The sequence below is a fragment of the Pseudomonas sp. Z8(2022) genome (assembly GCF_025837155.1).
GTDB lineage: Bacteria > Pseudomonadota > Gammaproteobacteria > Pseudomonadales > Pseudomonadaceae > Aquipseudomonas.
The window spans coordinates 1826800-1842833 of the sequence record NZ_CP107549.1 but is presented as its reverse complement, the minus strand read 5'-3'; the positions used below and the strand labels follow the sequence as shown (position 1 = coordinate 1842833).

The 16034-nt window shown below is 62.1% G+C and carries 18 protein-coding genes; 15 read left to right on the top strand and 3 right to left on the bottom strand.

Annotated features, from left to right (window positions below):
- The first annotated feature begins 32 nt into the window (after positions 1-32).
- The 7 genes from OEG79_RS08755 (at position 33) to OEG79_RS08725 (ending at position 6079) form a co-directional block, all read left to right on the top strand.
- Positions 33-422, top strand: coding sequence for a DUF2231 domain-containing protein (locus tag OEG79_RS08755; RefSeq protein WP_264148697.1), 390 nt, complete (start codon positions 33-35; stop codon positions 420-422).
- A complete protein-coding gene (locus OEG79_RS08750) occupies positions 419-1720 on the top strand; it encodes a PQQ-dependent sugar dehydrogenase (RefSeq protein WP_264148372.1) in 1302 nt (433 codons plus the stop codon). Before OEG79_RS08755 ends, OEG79_RS08750 begins: the two co-directional genes overlap by 4 nt.
- Before the next feature lie 344 nt (positions 1721-2064).
- Entirely contained in the window at positions 2065-3045 is a 981-nt protein-coding gene (locus OEG79_RS08745; protein ID WP_264148371.1) for an IS5 family transposase, read from the top strand.
- Positions 3046-3158: 113 nt separating this feature from the next.
- Positions 3159-3704, top strand: coding sequence for a PAAR domain-containing protein (locus tag OEG79_RS08740; protein WP_264148370.1), 546 nt, complete (start codon positions 3159-3161; stop codon positions 3702-3704).
- Positions 3705-3714: 10 nt separating this feature from the next.
- Positions 3715-4497, top strand: coding sequence for a hypothetical protein (locus OEG79_RS08735; protein WP_264148369.1), 783 nt, complete (start codon positions 3715-3717; stop codon positions 4495-4497).
- Positions 4482-4838, top strand: a complete 357-nt coding sequence (locus OEG79_RS08730) for a hypothetical protein (protein WP_264148368.1) — start codon at positions 4482-4484, stop codon at positions 4836-4838. Before OEG79_RS08735 ends, OEG79_RS08730 begins: the two co-directional genes overlap by 16 nt.
- Positions 4839-5225: 387 nt before the next feature.
- Positions 5226-6079, top strand: a protein-coding gene (locus OEG79_RS08725; protein ID WP_264145361.1) for an IS5 family transposase whose coding sequence is annotated in 2 segments (ribosomal slippage) — positions 5226-5568 and positions 5568-6079 — 855 coding nt in all. Because the reading frame shifts where the segments join, the coding sequence is not laid out codon by codon here.
- A gap of 377 nt (positions 6080-6456) precedes the next feature.
- Here OEG79_RS08725 and OEG79_RS08720 read toward each other — a convergent pair.
- From OEG79_RS08720 to OEG79_RS08710, 3 genes are read right to left on the bottom strand one after another with little or no spacing between them, the layout of a single operon-like run.
- Positions 6457-7107 (bottom strand): response regulator transcription factor, encoded by a 651-nt coding sequence (locus OEG79_RS08720; protein WP_264148367.1) that lies wholly within the window; start codon positions 7105-7107, stop codon positions 6457-6459.
- Complete coding sequence (locus OEG79_RS08715) at positions 7104-8369, bottom strand: histidine kinase (RefSeq protein WP_264148366.1); 1266 nt, start codon at positions 8367-8369, stop codon at positions 7104-7106. The genes OEG79_RS08720 and OEG79_RS08715 overlap by 4 nt, the downstream gene beginning before the upstream one ends.
- Positions 8370-8807 (bottom strand): copper-binding protein, encoded by a 438-nt coding sequence (locus OEG79_RS08710; RefSeq protein ID WP_264148365.1) that lies wholly within the window; start codon positions 8805-8807, stop codon positions 8370-8372.
- A gap of 249 nt (positions 8808-9056) precedes the next feature.
- On the opposite strand from OEG79_RS08710, the gene OEG79_RS08705 reads away from it, so the two are divergent.
- From OEG79_RS08705 to OEG79_RS08670, 8 genes are all read left to right on the top strand, one after another.
- The gene (locus tag OEG79_RS08705; protein WP_264148364.1) at positions 9057-10016 is read left to right on the top strand and encodes a tetratricopeptide repeat protein; all 960 of its coding nucleotides are present in this window, start codon (positions 9057-9059) and stop codon (positions 10014-10016) included.
- A 121-nt stretch (positions 10017-10137) separates the two neighbouring features.
- Positions 10138-11319: an ABC transporter substrate-binding protein gene (locus OEG79_RS08700; protein WP_264148363.1), complete on the top strand. Its 1182-nt coding sequence runs from the start codon at positions 10138-10140 to the stop codon at positions 11317-11319.
- 163 nt (positions 11320-11482) lie between these two features.
- Positions 11483-12448, top strand: coding sequence for a YVTN family beta-propeller repeat protein (locus OEG79_RS08695; RefSeq protein ID WP_264148362.1), 966 nt, complete (start codon positions 11483-11485; stop codon positions 12446-12448).
- Positions 12445-13260: an ABC transporter ATP-binding protein gene (locus OEG79_RS08690; protein ID WP_264148361.1), complete on the top strand. Its 816-nt coding sequence runs from the start codon at positions 12445-12447 to the stop codon at positions 13258-13260. Before OEG79_RS08695 ends, OEG79_RS08690 begins: the two co-directional genes overlap by 4 nt.
- Positions 13257-14048, top strand: a complete 792-nt coding sequence (locus OEG79_RS08685) for an ABC transporter permease (RefSeq protein ID WP_264148360.1) — start codon at positions 13257-13259, stop codon at positions 14046-14048. Before OEG79_RS08690 ends, OEG79_RS08685 begins: the two co-directional genes overlap by 4 nt.
- Before the next feature lie 154 nt (positions 14049-14202).
- Positions 14203-14778: a PQQ-dependent catabolism-associated CXXCW motif protein gene (locus OEG79_RS08680; protein WP_264148359.1), complete on the top strand. Its 576-nt coding sequence runs from the start codon at positions 14203-14205 to the stop codon at positions 14776-14778.
- A 23-nt stretch (positions 14779-14801) separates the two neighbouring features.
- A complete protein-coding gene (locus OEG79_RS08675; RefSeq protein WP_264148358.1) occupies positions 14802-15467 on the top strand; it encodes a response regulator transcription factor in 666 nt (221 codons plus the stop codon).
- A 43-nt stretch (positions 15468-15510) separates the two neighbouring features.
- On the top strand, positions 15511-15933 hold the full coding sequence (locus OEG79_RS08670) for a GNAT family acetyltransferase (RefSeq protein ID WP_264148357.1): 423 nt from the start codon (positions 15511-15513) through the stop codon (positions 15931-15933).
- The last annotated feature ends 101 nt before the right edge of the window (positions 15934-16034 follow it).

Genomic DNA, 16034 nt, shown 5'->3' with positions numbered 1-16034 from the left:
CCACCACCGCAACGCCGCACGCCTACCCGAACATGCTCAGCCCCCTGCACGCCACCCTGCTGTGCGGCCAGGTGCCGCTGTTTCTCGGCGCGCTGATCGCCGACATCGCCTACTACCGCAGCTACCAGATCCAGTGGAGCAACTTCGCCTCCTGGCTGATCGCCGGCGCCCTGGTATTCGCCGGTCTGGCGATGCTGTTCGCCCTGGTCGGGCTGTTCCGTAGACGCAACCCGCGCCCGCTCACCTACTTCCTGCTGCTCCTGGTTACCTGGGTGCTGGGCTTCATCAATGCGCTGGAGCACGCCAAGGACGCCTGGGCCGTTATGCCGATGGGCCTGGCCCTGTCGGTGATCGTCACCCTGCTGGCCATCGCCGCCACCTGGGTCGGCATGGCCCAGCCACGCACAGGAGATGCCCGATGAAAACTGCCATCGCACTGACCGCCCTGCCCCTCGCCCTGCTGCTGACCGCCTGCGGTGAACAGCCCGGCAGCAAGCAGCAGTCCTACGGTGCCCAGCCGGACCTGCCCGAGCCCGAACGCGGCATCCTGCCGAGCATGACCATTGCCGAGCCGACGCCCTGGGGTGATCAGCGACCGACCGTGCCCGAAGGCTTCAGCATCAGCGCCATCGCCACCGACCTGAAGATTCCCCGGCAAACCCTGGTGCTGCCCAACGGCGACATCCTCGTTGCCGAAGGTCGTGGCGGCAACGCGGCCAAGCTCAAGCCCAAGGACGTGATCGCCGGCGTGATCAAGGCACGCGGCAACACTTCGGTGAAAAGCGGCAACCGCCTGACCCTGCTGCGCGACGCCGATGGTGACGGCAGCTATGAGCTGCAAACGGTGTTCGCCGAAGACCTCAACGCGCCCTACGGCCTGGCCCTGCACGAGGGCAACCTGTACGTGGCCAATCAGGACGAGCTGGTGCGCTTCGACTACGAGGAAGGCCAGACCAGGGCCAGCGGCCCGCCGAGCAAAGTCGCCGACCTGCCGTCGGCGATCAACCACCACTGGACCAAGGCGCTGACCATCAGCGAAGACGGCCGCTACCTGTACGTGGGCATCGGCTCCAACAGCAACATCACCGAACGCGGCATGGAGGCCGAAGTCGACCGCGCCATGGTCTGGCAGGTAGACACCGAAACCGGAGCCTACAAGCCCTACGCCACCGGCCTGCGCAACCCCACCGCACTGGCCATCCAGCCGGGCACCGGCACCTTGTGGGCGGTGGTCAACGAGCGTGACGAACTGGGCGAAGACCTGGTGCCCGACTACCTCACCTCGGTGCAGGAGGGCGGCTTCTACGGCTGGCCCTACAGCTACTTCGGCCAGCACGTCGACCCAAGGGTGAAATCGCAGGATGAGGACAAGGTCGCCAGCGCCATCGTCCCGGACTATGCCCTCGGCGCGCACGTCGCCGCGCTGGGCCTGGACTTCTCCAGCGAAGTGATGGGCGAGCAATATGCCGACGGCGTATTCGTCGGCGAGCACGGCAGCTGGAACCGCAAGAACCCGGTGGGCTACAAGGTGATCTTCGTGCCCTTCGAGAACGGCCGCCCCGCGGGCGATCCGATCGACTTCGTCAGCGGCTTTCGCGGCGAAGACGGCAAGACCCGCGGCCGCCCGGTGGGCGTCACCGTCGACCCGCGCGGCGCGCTGATCGTGGCGGATGACCTGGCGAATACGGTTTGGCGGGTGGTGCGCGAAGGTAGCGAGTAAGGCTTAGAAGGTGGAAATGGCCAAGCGCTTCCACCGTCGACACCTGAGCTGCGGCTATGGTGGACAAGGTTCGTATTGTCCTCCCATACCCATCCTTCTGCGTAGGGTAGATCGGGCGCGTAGCTGACGCTTTCTTCATCCGCTATTGGCGGGGCCACTGCCCAGATATGAGACAAAGAGCAAAAATGAACATAGGAGCCATGATAGGCTGAGCCACCTAAAAGGATTTAACGAGGCCATCATGGCTAAACCAGCAGCACGCTTGAGCGACCCGTCTAGGGATGGTCTGAAAAAGACTTCCCGAATCTGGTGAAATACGCCGATCCCGTTGCCCGAGTTTCCCGATGAAGCAAATGACCTTCGCCGACGCCGAGTACGCCGGCAAGCGCAAACAGACCCGTAAAGAGCTGTTCCTGATCGAGATGGATCAGGTGGTGCCGTGGAAGGGTTTGATTGCCTTGATCGAGCCGCATTACCCCAAGGGTGAAGGTGGTCGTCCGGCGTATCCGCTGATGGCGATGCTGCGCGTACATTTGATGCAGAACTGGTTCGGCTACAGCGACCCGGCGATGGAGGAAGCGCTGTACGAGACCACCATCCTGCGCCAGTTTGCCGGGTTGAGGCTGGAGCGCATTCCCGACGAAACCACCATCCTCAACTTCCGCCGCCTGCTGGAGAAACACGAACTGGCTGCCGGTATCCTGGCCGTCATCAATGGCTATCTCGGTGACCGCGGTCTGTCGCTGCGTCAGGGCACTATCGTCGATGCTACGTTGATCCATGCACCCAGTTCGACCAAGAACAAGGACGGCAAGCGCGACCCGGAGATGCACCAGACCAAGAAGGGTAACCAGTACTACTTCGGCATGAAGGCCCACATCGGTGTGGATGACGAGTCGGGGCTGGTGCATAGCGTGGTTGGCACGGCGGCCAACGTGGCGGATGTCACCCAGGTCGACAAACTGCTGCATGGCGTGGAGAACGTCGTCTGCGCCGATGCCGGTTACACCGGGGTCGAAAAGCGCTCAGAACATGCGGGCCGCGAAGTGATCTGGCAGGTCGCGGCGCGTCGCAGCACATACAGAAAACTCGGCAAGAACAGCCCGCTCTACAAAGCCAAGCGCAAGATCGAAAAGGCCAAGGCGCAGGTGCGGGCCAAGGTCGAGCACCCATTCCGGGTGATCAAGCGCCAGTTCGGTTACGTGAAGGTACGCTTCCGCGGCCTGGCCAAGAACACCGCGCAGCTGATGACACTGTTCGCACTGTCGAACCTGTGGATGGCACGTCGACATTTGATTGCCACCGCAGGAGAGGTGCGCCTGTAATGTGGGTAATAGCCGTTGCGAGATGCTCGCGACGGCCAAAAAAGGAGAAATGAGTGGGCTATCTGTCCGGTTTTTGATCGATTGCCCGCTTTCAAAATCGGCAAGGGCTGAAGTTGACGCGAAATACCCGGCTACTTCAGACCTTCCCTAGCTGCCCTATTCCAGGACACGGTACCAATCCCATAGCAACAGGATCACCTGACGTACTGTTCGATGCCCTGCCAGCCGCAAGACAAGGCGACACCTGCACATGTGGCAGTGCATTGGTTTCGGGGCTGTCCTCGACGGTATTCATAAACGGCAAGAATGCCGCAACCATCGATACAGGCGGCTCTCATGGCAGCGTCGTAATCGGCGGTTCGGGGACAGTGATTATTGGCGACTCGCACACCCCTGCCAATTTTGTCATTCCTTCACTATTGCCCGGCCATACCGCATGGATTGGCTTTAAAATTCCTGCCGAAGAAAGTTATGAGGGTTTATCCTGCAGCGCACACTTTGAAGACGGTTCCATACTACAAGGCGTGTTCAACACGAATAACTGCGTTAACTTCCTGAATCCATCAGGAAAAACCTGCGTAGCGCTCGAACTAGCCGTCGGACCGTCTTCCGAATCCGCCTCGCTTACGGAAAAATTTTTGAATTCCATTTTAGGATAAGGATGATCCTATGACAGAGCCGTACCTTGTCACCGGCAGCTATGTCGTCCAACGTGAACATGCGCTGAATGAGTCCCCGCTTGATAAGGCACTGGAGCTCATGGAAGGGGCCGCACTCAGATTCTCTATGGATGCAATCTCAGACGAAAAAGTCAGAGCAAGCTATCTAAGAAATATCAAGCGCATGTCACAACAAATTCTGAATGATGTGAAAGCGGGAAATATTACCGCATTGGACGGTGTACAGTTCAGTCATGAGATGAGAAACAAGATCATGATGGAACATCGGAAGTTCACCTCCGCTCAAGGCCTGGCAATTGTCCAAAAAAAGAAGGCCGATGGCCGAACACTCCAATCGCTTTTTGATCGCTACTCAGAACGCCTCTTCAAAAAGCCTTACAACAGCCTTTCCAGTGCAGAGCAGTCCAAAGTCCACTACAGCATTCTCGAAGCCGCTGGCCGAGATGATGCCAAGTTCACCAAGGGCACGAAAAAAATGCTCATCATGGGCAAATTAGGTGTCCTCATAACGGCTACCCTGGCAACTTATCAGATATTGAATGCTGACAACAAAGTTAAAGAAACCGCACGCCAAGGCATCATTATCAGTGGCGGCGCAATCGGGGGTTTTCTCGCCGGTTTAGGAGTTAGCGCGCTTTGTGGGCCAGGGGCCCCCGTTTGCGCAATCGCTGTCGTATTGGCAGGTTCTATCGCAGGCGGAGCTGCAGGTGGCGCAGTTGCAGACTCGCTAGACGAAGAGCTTGAGGAGTTTTCGCATTGGGATATCTTCTGACTGAGCAAAAACGCACAGCCGCCAGAGTCGCACTATCCGACCTGTTCAATGACTTTCCGGTGGACTACGACGCCATAGTCCAAGAATTAAAAGATATCGAGCCAGAAATTCTCTATGAGATTCTCTACTCTGAAGTAGCACCGATATGCTTTACGAATATCGCTGCTGCCGTACCCTCCGTCTGGACAGGTTTCGAGCCGGAATCACTCAACGCCATGATCGAAGCAAGGCTGGCAGCAAGAAGGAACAGTTGGATTCGCCGGCAAACCGATAAAGCCTTGGTTGCCTGGCTTAAATTCAACTACGCCTATTTATGGAAGGAGATTTCTTGCAGGCTTTGAGGTAAACGATGGGCAAGCTTCACGCTCCCTACTCTGTTCATACCTTGCGCAGGGTGGATTGACCTAAAACAGACCCAGCGAGCGAAGATGGTCAGTTGTTAACGTGCCGCATATGATTCCTCCAATGCAGACACGGCCTCTGCGTACTCATTTGGAACCGACTCAGGCATTACCCGGAGAAACGCAACCACTGCTGATTGCTGACGGCGCGATAGGAGCGACCACCACGCCATGAAGCTTGGACGGCGATTGTTGTTCTTGGGAGGGATGATGAAGCTAAAGGTTACATCAGCTATTCCTGATCGAGGCTCTTCCAAAGAAGCAACTAGGTTCTGTACGAAAAGTCCGAACGGGTAGAATCGGCGCCATGACCGGCTGGAGGCCCGCATGGCAAAGCGTTACGAACTCCCGGATGCAGCTTGGGAGCTGATCGCGGATCTGGTTTCCCCCGAGCAGAAAATGGGGCGACCTCGCAGTGATGACCGGCTGATGCTCAACGGCCTCCTCTGGATCCTGTGCTCAGGCGCAGCTTGGCGTGACCTGCCAGAGCGGTTTGGCCCATGGTCGACGGTGTATCAACGGTTTCGTGACTGGCGGGATGACGGTACGTTCGACCAAGTTCTTGAGCGTTTGCAGATTCGATTGAATCAGGAAGGACTGATTGATCTGGATACCTGGATGATCGACTCGACAGCGGTACGAGCAACCCGAGCCTCTTCTGGCGCCGGGAAAAAGGGGGGCCAGAAGAGCCGGTAGACCATGCGTTGGGACGTAGCCGAGGTGGCCTGACCACCAAGATTCATATGCTCTGCGATGCCAACGGCGTGCCTCTGCGCTTTTTGCTGTCGCCGGGCCAGGCCAGCGACATCTCGAATGCTCAGGCACTCCTGGATCAGGTTCGTATCCCCGGCAAGCCAGGCCGACCTCGCAAGCGCTGCCGCTGGCTGTTGGCAGACAAGGGCTACGATGCCGAGCACTTGCGTCAGTACTGCGACCGTTACCGGATGCAGCCTGTGATTCCGCTGCGAACCATGAAACGCAAGCCCAAGCCGGGACTACCAAGGCTGTTCGACCGCCCGAAATACCGACAGCGCAACATTATCGAGCGGATGTTCGGCTGGCTGAAGGAGAGCCGCAGAATCGGCACTCGCTACGACAAGCTGGCAAGAAGTTTTGCCGCAATGGTCACGCTGGCTTGCACGCTGCGGTGCCTACGACAGTACTTTTCGTACAGAACCTAAGAATGCCGGCAGATACGCACAAATAGCTGCTGGAGTGAGAAACCAGAGGCACGCGGTGACCATTGCAAGTTCATGCCGACCAATCTCCTGCCAGCGACGCCCCTCGAATACAAATGAAGCCCCTTCGTTATCATAAGTTGAAACGACAACGCGCTCTTCAGAGGTAAGAATAGTGTCGGCGAACGCTTCTTGAACTTCACGAATGGTTACAGAGCTACTCATTTAAGCTGACGTCCTGAGTTCGCGCGGCGAACGACTTGGACCAATCATCATAACCTCAGGTATAGGGTCAGAAGGTAGTCTCCATTTTCGCTTTTGTAAGACTGCCCGAGCGTTGAGAACGCCAAACTTGCCACGTAACTAATGAATCGCCCTGCTCAGGCGCTCTCCAGCCCAACCCTCACCACCCCGCTGTCAATGGCCAGGTGCACCAGCTCTGCCTGCGAGGCGATCTGCAGTTTGTTCTTTACCAGGGTCTGGTAGTTGGACAGGGTCTTGGCGCTGATGCACAGCTTCTCGGCAATCTGCCGCGGTGGCAGGCCGCGGGCGAGCATGACGAAGATTTCGAACTCGCGCTGGGTCAGCTCACGCAGGCGCGGGTCGAGACCGTCGCTGCTGGCGGGATTGCAGGCCAGCTGGGTGGCCAGTTGCTGTTCGATATAGGCGTGGCCGGCGGCGGTGCGTTTGACCGCTTCCACCAGCACTTCCGGTGACGAGTTCTTGGTCAGATAGCCGATGGCGCCGGCGTCCAGCGCCTGGCGCACCAGAGGCAGTTCGTCATGCATGCTGAAGAACAGGATGCGCAGCTGTGGCAGGCGCTGACGCAGGCGGCGAGTGGTTTCCAGACCGCTAATGCCGGGCAGGCCGATATCCATGATCACCAGGTTGGGAATCTCTTCCTGCACCCGCTGCAACGCCTGTTCGCCATCGCAGGCTTCACGCAATTGCACCTCGGGCAACAGCGCACGCAGCAGACTGGCGTAGCCCTGACGCACCACGGCGTGGTCATCTACCAGCAGAATCTTCATGACGTTGCCTCCAGGGGAATGTTCAGGCACAGCGCCCAGCCCGCTTGCGGGCGACTGTGCAGGCGCAGCTCGCCGCCCAGGCTGCGGCTGCGTTCGCGCATCGAGCGCAGACCGATGCCCGGGCGCAGCGGTAGTGCAGTGCCCCTGCCGTTGTCACGTACCAGCAGGCGCAGGCCATGGCCACGGCGCTGCAGGCGAATGCGTACTTCGCTGGCATCGGCATGCCGGGCGACATTGGTCAGCGCCTCCTGCACCAGGCGGTAGAGATGGGCCTTGCTCGCCAGCGGCAGGCTCGGCAGTTGTTCACTGAGTTGCAGGCGGCAGCGAATGCCCTGTGCCTGCTGCCAGTCGGCAGCCAGTTGCTGCAACGCCGGGCCTAGTTCCAGGCGCTCCAGCACCACCGGGTAGAGGTCGCGGATCAGGCTGCGAAAGCCCTGCTGCAGACGCTCGCAGTTGTCGTCGAGCAGACGTGCGATGTCCTGCACCTGCTGCGGGCGGTCGGCGATTACCTTGAGCAGGCAGGCCTGGGCGCGAATGCCGCTAAGGTATTGGCCGAGGTCGTCATGCAGGGTCTGACCGAGGCGCGTACGCTCGCGCTCCTGCAGCTCCAGCAGCGCCTGAGTCAGCTCGACGTTGTCCGCCTGCACCTGTTGCAGGGTGATGGCCATCTCGTTGAAGTGTGCCGCCAGGTGCCTGGCCTCGGCCAGGCCGTGGTCGTGCAGTCGGGTGTCGAAGTGACCGGCGCCGACTTCGCGCAGGCCGGCGAGCAACTCGTCCAGCACGCGCCGAGCCCGCTGTACGGCAAAGCGAATGCTCAGCAGAGTGAGGATCAGGGCGAAGGCGCTGAGCAGCAGCAGTTGCAGCAGCGAATCGTAGATTTCCTCGATCTCATCGTCAGGATCGAGGGCGATGTGCAGTTCACGCCCGTCATCCAGCGGCCAGGTGTGGCTAGCCAGCATGGCCGGGCCCAGCAGACGCTCGGCGATCCAGCGTTCGATACCGCTGGCGTCCGCCTCCTGCGCCGGCTCGCCAGGGCGCTGCCAGCTGACGCTGACATGGCGCAGGTTCTCGGTCAGTTCGGGACGCAGGCTGGCCGGGTTGCTGCGGGCCACCTCGCCCAGGTACTGCACCACCGCCTCGGCTGCCTGCAGCTCGCGCTGCACATCGTGGCTGGCCTGACGCAGCAGCAGCGCCAGCCCGGCCAGGGTCACCAGCCCGAACAGCAGGCTGACGCCGAGATTGATGCGGCCCAGAGCAGTCATCTACTTGACCACGAAGTGCCCGAGCATGCCCTTGCCTTCCAGGCCCTTGGCGTAGAAACGATATTTGCCCGGTTTGACCGGCAGGAAGAAGATCTCCGCCTCACCGGCGTCCTCGAATTCCAGTTCGGTGAGGGTCACTGCCTTGATCTCCACGCCGCCGGCCTCGACCTTGCGCAGGTAGATGGAGGTGGCGAACTCCGGTGCCTGGAAGGCGTATTCCTTCTGGCCGTTGGAGATGATCTTGAGTTGGTAGGCCTGGCCGGTTTCCAGCTGGTACTCGGTCTGCGACATGAAGTAGTCGCTGTCATCGCTGCCCAGCACCAGATCGGGCAACGCCACCGGGCGACGGGTCATGTCACCGGCAGCGTGGAGCTGGTCGACGCCGAGCAGGCTGAGGATCAGCAACAGCGGCAGCAGCAGAGCTTTGAGAATACGCATGGCGTTCACCTGTTCTTGTTATTGGACGATGCCTGCCATGCTAAGAAGCCAGAGCCCAAACCGGGTTACTACCTTGGTACTGATGGGCTGGTACTTTGGGCAGATTTCCCGTCAGCAAAAGGCCGATTGCCCACTACAGCCGCCATGCCTCCCACCATCGACGCATCCATCCGCCACCATCGGACTAAATACCGCACGCCCTCGGCTTGCTAGCCTGAATTTTCCATATCCACCTGGCCGGAGAGCCTCATGCGCCATATTGCCTGCCTGTTGCTGGGTACTCTGCTAAGCGCGCCGCTGAGCGCCAACGACGAGGAACAGGCGCATATCGCCCGCGAGATGATCCAGGTCCTGGAGGCTTACGCGGTGTACAAGAGGGGCGACTTCGACGAAGCCTTCGTGCGCTATCGCCACCTTGCTGAAGCCGGCAACCGCCAGGGCATGCTGAATCTCGGCAACATGTACGCGGCTGGCCTGGGTACGGAGGTCGATCTGAAGCAAGCATTCGACTGGTACCAGCTCGCTGCCGATGCCGGCGACGCCATCGGCATGTACGAAGTGGCTCGCGCCCACGACCTGGGGCTGGGCACGGAAAGCAATCAGGACCAGGCGCTGCGCTGGTATCGGCGTGCCGCCGAACAGGACAACGCCGACGCACAATGGACGCTGGGCGAGCGTCTTTACCAGCAGGGCCAGCACGCTGCAGGCCTGAGCTGGATACGAGCTGCCGCCAGGCAAGGAGAACATCCGCAGGCCCAGCAGTTTCTAACTGCGCTCGAAGGCGACAGCAGCGCCGCCATCGTACCCGGCGTCGATCAACGCCGCGCCGTGCTGACCGCCTTGGCGAAGGTCGACCAGGCGGCGCAACGCATGGATTCCGCAGCTCTGGTCGCGCCGATCAACGACGACGCCCAGATCCAGGTGCGCCTGCCGCAGTCGCGTAGCTGGCAGCGGCTGGACAAGGCGCAACTGCGCACACTGTGGCAACAAAGCTTCGCCCAGGCCGACGACTATCACTATCAGCGCAACGAGCCGGAGTTGCTGAGCACGGATGATGGCGTCCTGGCCTTCTCGCTGATCCGCGAAACATTGCAACGTGGCGAGCGGACGCAGCAGCTGGAAATCCGCGAAAACGCCCTGCAGCGCCTGCGCGACGGCCAGGCCGAGATCCATGGACTGCGTCTGGACATCCGCCAGCAAGGCGAGTGAAAACGGCGCAGAGCCACCCTGAAGAGCTACTACCTTCGTACGTGTCCGGCGCTACCTTGGGCATATTTCCCGAGCCGTAAGCGCTTCCTATGCTGGCGACACCCTATGCAGGAGTCGCCCCATGCACCGGATCAGTTGCCGCCTGTTGTTCTGCCTCACTGCCGCCTGCACGCTGGCGACCAGCGCCGTGGCGGACGAACTGCAGGTGCGTATCGGCTACCTGGCGCATCAGCCGGCGCGCGGCCCACTACTGTCCAACGTCATACCCGAACCGACCGACGCCGGCCTGCGCGGAGCCGAGCTGGCGATCATCGACAGCAACAGCACCGGGCGCTTCCTCAAGCAGCGTTATGAGCTGGTCAGCGCCGAGAGCGCAGATGCCGATGAAGTTCTCGCAGCAGCCGAACAGCAGCACCAGGCCGGTATCCGCCTGTTCGTGATCAACGCGCCGACCACCACCCTGCGCCAGCTCAGCCAGCGCCTGCCGGGCAGCCTGCTGCTCAATGCCGGCAGCGCCGATGACGGCCTGCGCCGCGAGCAATGCCTGGGCAACGTGCTGCACACCCTGCCCAGCCGCGCCATGCTGGCCGACGCCCTGGCGCAGTTTCTCGCCGTGCGCAAATGGTCGCGCTGGCTGCTGGTCACCGGCAGCACCGAGGACGACATCGCCTACGCCGACGCGCTCAAGCGCGCCGCCAAGCGTTTCGGCCACAAGATCGTCGCCGAGAAGCCCTGGAGCTTCGACAACGACCAGCGCCGCAGCGCCCAGGCGGAAATGCCGCTGTTCACCCAGACCGCCGAATACGACGTGGTGCTGGTGGCCGACGAGCGCGGCGACTTCGGCGAATACCTGCCCTACAACACCTGGTATCCGCGCCCGGTGGCCGGCACCCAGGGTCTGACGCCGACCGCCTGGCACAAGACGGTGGAAACCTTCGGCGCCGCGCAGCTGCAGAAACGCTTCGAGGAACTGGCCGGACGCTGGATGAACGACCGCGACTTCGCCGCCTGGATGGCCGTGCGCAGCATCGCCGCCGCCGTGACCAGGCTGCGCGCCGCCGAGCCTCAGGCGATCCAGGCTCTGGCGCTATCCGCCGACCTGCCGCTGGACGGCTTCAAGGGCCGCAAGCTGAGCTTCCGCCCATGGAACGGCGAGCTGCGCCAACCGATTGCCCTGGTGCATCCGCGCGCGCTGGTCAGCACCTCGCCGCAGGACGGATTCCTCCATCCGAGCAACGAGATGGACAGCCTCGGCTACGACCGGCCCGAGGTGAGCTGCGACCTGGCGGGACCCCCTCTGTAGGAGAACACCTGTGGGAGGGGCTTTAGCCGCGAGAGTCGCCGCTGCGACTGCAGGGATGCAGGAGGTAGAGCGAAGCAGGATGCCCGAGCCGAAAGCGCCTCCCACAAAAAAAGCAAGCGCCCAGCCGATGGCTGCAAATCATTACAACAAGAGGATCAACCCCATGCGCGTGACCCGCCTCGCCTGCGCCGTCGCCTTCGGCCTAGCCTGCCACCCGGCCTTCGCCGCCACCGCCTACGTATCCAACGAGAAGGATGACAGCATCAGCGTCATCGACCTCGACAGCCTCGAAGTCACCGCCACACTCGACGTCGGCATGCGCCCGCGCGGGTTGCTGCTGTCTTCCGACAACAAGCTTCTGTACATCTGCGCCAGCGATTCGGACCGCGTGCAGGTAATGGATCTGGCCACGCGCAAGATCATCAAGGAGCTGCCGTCCGGCGCCGACCCCGAGCAGTTCGCCCTGCACCCCAACGACCGCTGGCTGTACATCTCCAACGAGGACGATGCGCTGGTCACGGTGGTCGACGCACAGAGCGACGAGGTGCTGGCACAGATCGAAGTGGGCGTGGAGCCGGAAGGCATGGCGGTCAGCCCGGACGGCAAGTGGGCGGTCAACACCAGCGAGACCACCAACATGCTGCACTGGATCGACACCAGCACTCAGCAACTGGTGGACAACACCCTGGTCGACCAGCGCCCGCGCCATGTCGAGTTCGAGAAGGACGGCAAGCGCCTGTGGGCCTCGGCCGAGATTGGTGGCACGGTGACGGTGCTGGATGTGGACACGCGTCAGGTGCTCAAGGTGCTCAACTTCGCCATCAAGGGCGTGCACCCGGACAAGGTGCAGCCCGTCGGGGTCAAGCTGACCGACGACGGCAAGTACGCCTTCATCGCCCTCGGCCCGGCCAACCATGTGGCCGTGGTGGACGCCAAGACCTTCGAGATTCTCGACTACCTGCTGGTCGGCCGGCGCGTCTGGCACCTGGCGTTCACCCCGGATCAGAAACGCCTGCTGACCACCAACGGGGTCAGCGGCGACGTCTCGGTGATCGACGTCGACTCGCTCAAGGTGACCAAGTCGATCAAGGTCGGCCGCTACCCCTGGGGCGTGGTGGTGACGCCATGAATGCGCTCGAGGTGAGCGGCGTCGGTTTCGCCTATGGCGCCCGCCAGGCCCTCGGCGATCTGACCTTCGAGCTGACGTCGGGGCGCTTCGGCGCCCTGCTCGGCCCCAACGGCGCCGGCAAGTCCACCCTGATCGCCCTGCTCACCCGCCTCTACGACCTGCAGCAGGGCGACATCCACATTTTCGGCCACAGCCTGCGCAATGAACCTCGCCAGGCGCTGCGTCAGCTCGGCGTGGTGTTCCAGCAGAGCACGCTGGATCTCGACCTCTCGGTGCAGCAGAACCTCGCCTACCACGCCGCGCTGCACGGTATGCCGCGCCGCCAGGCGCAGGCGCGCATCGACGAGGAACTGCTGCGTCAGGATCTCGCCGAGCGCCGTCATGACAAGGTGCGCACGCTCAACGGCGGCCATCGTCGCCGGGTGGAGATCGCTCGCGCCCTGCTCCATCAGCCACGCCTGCTGCTGCTCGACGAAGCCAGTGCCGGGCTTGATCCGGCCAGCCGCCTGGCACTGGGTCGGCACGTGCGCAACCTGTGTCGCGAACAGGGCCTGTGCGTGCTGTGGACGACCCACCTGCTGGACGAAATCGAGTCCAGCGACGATCTGTTGATCCTGCATCGTGGTGAGTGCGTGGCCTGGGGCAAGGCCGGTCAGTTCGGCGACGACCTGGCCATCAGCTTCGCCCGCCTCACCGGCGACGAGGCGCTGGGCCGTGGCCATGTGCGCGAGGCGCTGCGGCCAAACCTGGACAGCCAGGCCCGCAGGAGCGGCTTCAGCCGCGAACAACCCACCGAGGAGCCGCAACCATGACCGCCTACTGGGAATGCCTGCGCGGCATCGTGCTGCGCGAATGGCTGCGTTTCGTCCTGCAACGTTCACGCTTTCTCAGCGCGCTGGTGCGGCCGCTGCTGTGGCTGCTGGTGTTCGCCGCCGGTTTTCGCGCCGCGCTGGGCATCGCCATCATCGAGCCGTACGACACCTACATCACCTACGACACCTACATCGTCCCGGGCCTGACCTGCATGATCCTGCTGTTCAACGGCATGCAGGGCTCGCTGTCGATGGTCTACGACCGCGAAATGGGCAGCATGCGCGTGCTGCTCACCAGCCCGCTGCCGCGCGCCTTTCTGCTGGTGGCCAAGCTGCTGGCCACGGCGCTGATCTCGCTGCTGCAGGTCTACGCTTTTCTCGCCATCGCGTGGTTCTACGGGGTGCAGCCGCCGGCCATGGGCCTGCTCGCCGCACTGCCGGCGCTGCTGCTGGTGGCGCTGCTGCTCAGTGCGCTGGGCCTGCTGCTGTCCAACGGCATCCGCCAGCTGGAGAACTTCGCCGGGGTGATGAATTTCGTCATCTTCCCGCTGTTCTTCCTCTCGTCCGCGCTGTACCCGTTGTGGAAGATGCGCGAGTCCAGCGAGTGGCTGTACTGGCTGTGTGCGCTCAATCCCTTCACCCATGCGGTGGAGCTGGTGCGCAACGCCCTGTACCTGCGTCTGCATCTGGATGCGCTGCTGATCTGCGGCGGTCTCACCGTGCTGCTGACGGTGCTCGCAGTGGCCAGCTTCAATCCGCAGCACGCGGCGCTGCGCAAGGCCGGCTGAGCACGGCCCCGCGCCATCGCAGGCGCGGGGGGCGAGCGGCCGGCAGCGCAGGCATTTCTACTACTTTGGTACTGGTTTTCCTCTCCAACGTAGAATTCCCAAGCCTGCGACCATGGCCTGTAATACCGCTACAACAATAAGTAGAGACCTTGCCATGAAGTACCGTCTGCCCGTGCAAGCGAGCCTGATGCTCGCCGCCGTGCTGCTGGCCTGCCTTGCACATGCCGAAGACCTATTCGACGCCGATGGTTATCGCAGCAGCCAGTACCGCAGCCCGACGCCATCCAGCCTGGAAGGCGTACAGATCGTCGATACCCCCGCGCTGCAGAAGCTCCTAGCCGAGCGCCCGGACACCCGCCTGATCGACGTTTATCGCCGTCCCTTCGTGCAGGACCGCTTCGTCGAGGACGTCCCCCACGCCAACCTGCCCGGCAGCCTGTGGCTGGCCAACACCGGCGATGGCAACCTGGCCCCGCAATGGCAGCGCTATTTCAGCCACTATCTGCACCAGCAGAGCCGCGGCGACGTGCGCCAGCCCTTCGTGTTCTACTGCCGCTCCGACTGCTGGCTGAGCTGGAACGCCGCGCGTCGCGCCCATGCCATGGGCTATCGCCAGCTCTACTGGTACCGTGACGGCGTCGATTCCTGGGAACAGGCCGGCCTGCCCCTGGTAGCCGCACAACCTGCCGAACTGCCTGCTGCTTTCCTCACGCCCGCCGCCAACCCATAATCACAACAACGAGGTGCAAGGCCATGTACAAGATTCTGATTGCCGACGACCATCCGCTGTTTCGTGAAGCCATCCATAACGTCATCGCCGACGGTTTTCCCGGCAGCGAGATCATGGAAACCTCCGACCTGGACAGTGCCCTGGAGCTGACCCAGAACCACGACGATCTGGACCTGATCCTGCTCGACCTGAACATGCCCGGCATGCACGGCCTGGGCGGACTGATGAACCTGCGCAACGAGGCGCCAACCATTCCGGTGGTCATCGTTTCCGCCGAACAGGACAAGCAGATCGTGCTGCAGGCCATCACCTACGGCGCAGTGGGTTTCATCACCAAATCCTCGCCGCGCGCGCAGATGACCGAGGCCATCGCGCAGATTCTCGATGGCAACGTCTACCTGCCGCCGGACATCATCCGCTCGCAGAAGAGCGGCAACTCGCGCCAGCACCACGACAACCCCAGCATTGCCCCGGAACTGCTGCAGGCCCTGACGCGCAAGCAGCTGCTGGTGCTTGAGCGCATGACCAAGGGCGAGTCGAACAAGCAGATCGCCTACAGCCTGGATATCGCCGAAACCACGGTCAAAGCCCACGTCTCGGCCATCCTGCGCAAACTAAACGTACATAACCGTGTGCAGGCGATTCTCTCGGCCGGCGATATCGATTTCGCCTCCTACCTGCGCCGCTGAGCGACGTGCTAAAACGGCGACTTTGCGCCACGGAGTCGCCCGCATGTTGATCCGCCCCTTCCGCCTTTCCGACGAAGCCGCCGTCGTTGATCTCTGGCAACGCTGCGACCTGACCCGCCCGTGGAACGATCCGTACAAGGACATCCAGCGCAAGCTGAAGGTGCAACCCGAGCTGTTTCTGGTGGGTGAGATCGACGGCGAACTGGTGGCTTCGGCCATGGCCGGCTACGAGGGGCATCGCGGTTGGGTCAACTACCTGGCGGTATCTCCGCAGCGGCGCCAGCAGGGGCTGGCCCGTCAGCTGATGGCCTATATCGAAGAGCAATTGCTTGCCATGGGCTGCCCCAAGCTCAGCCTGCAGGTGCGCGATACCAACCGCGCGGCCCTGGCCTTCTACGAACGGCTTGGCTACAAGGTCGATGCCTCGGTCAGCCTGGGCAAGCGCCTGATCGCGGATGATTTATGACCTGCCCGTATCGTAGCCCGGATGAAATCCGGGGCAGAACGGCATGATCCTTCCCGTATTGCATCCGGGCTACGGGATCGTGGCGGCCTCGGCGCAGGGCG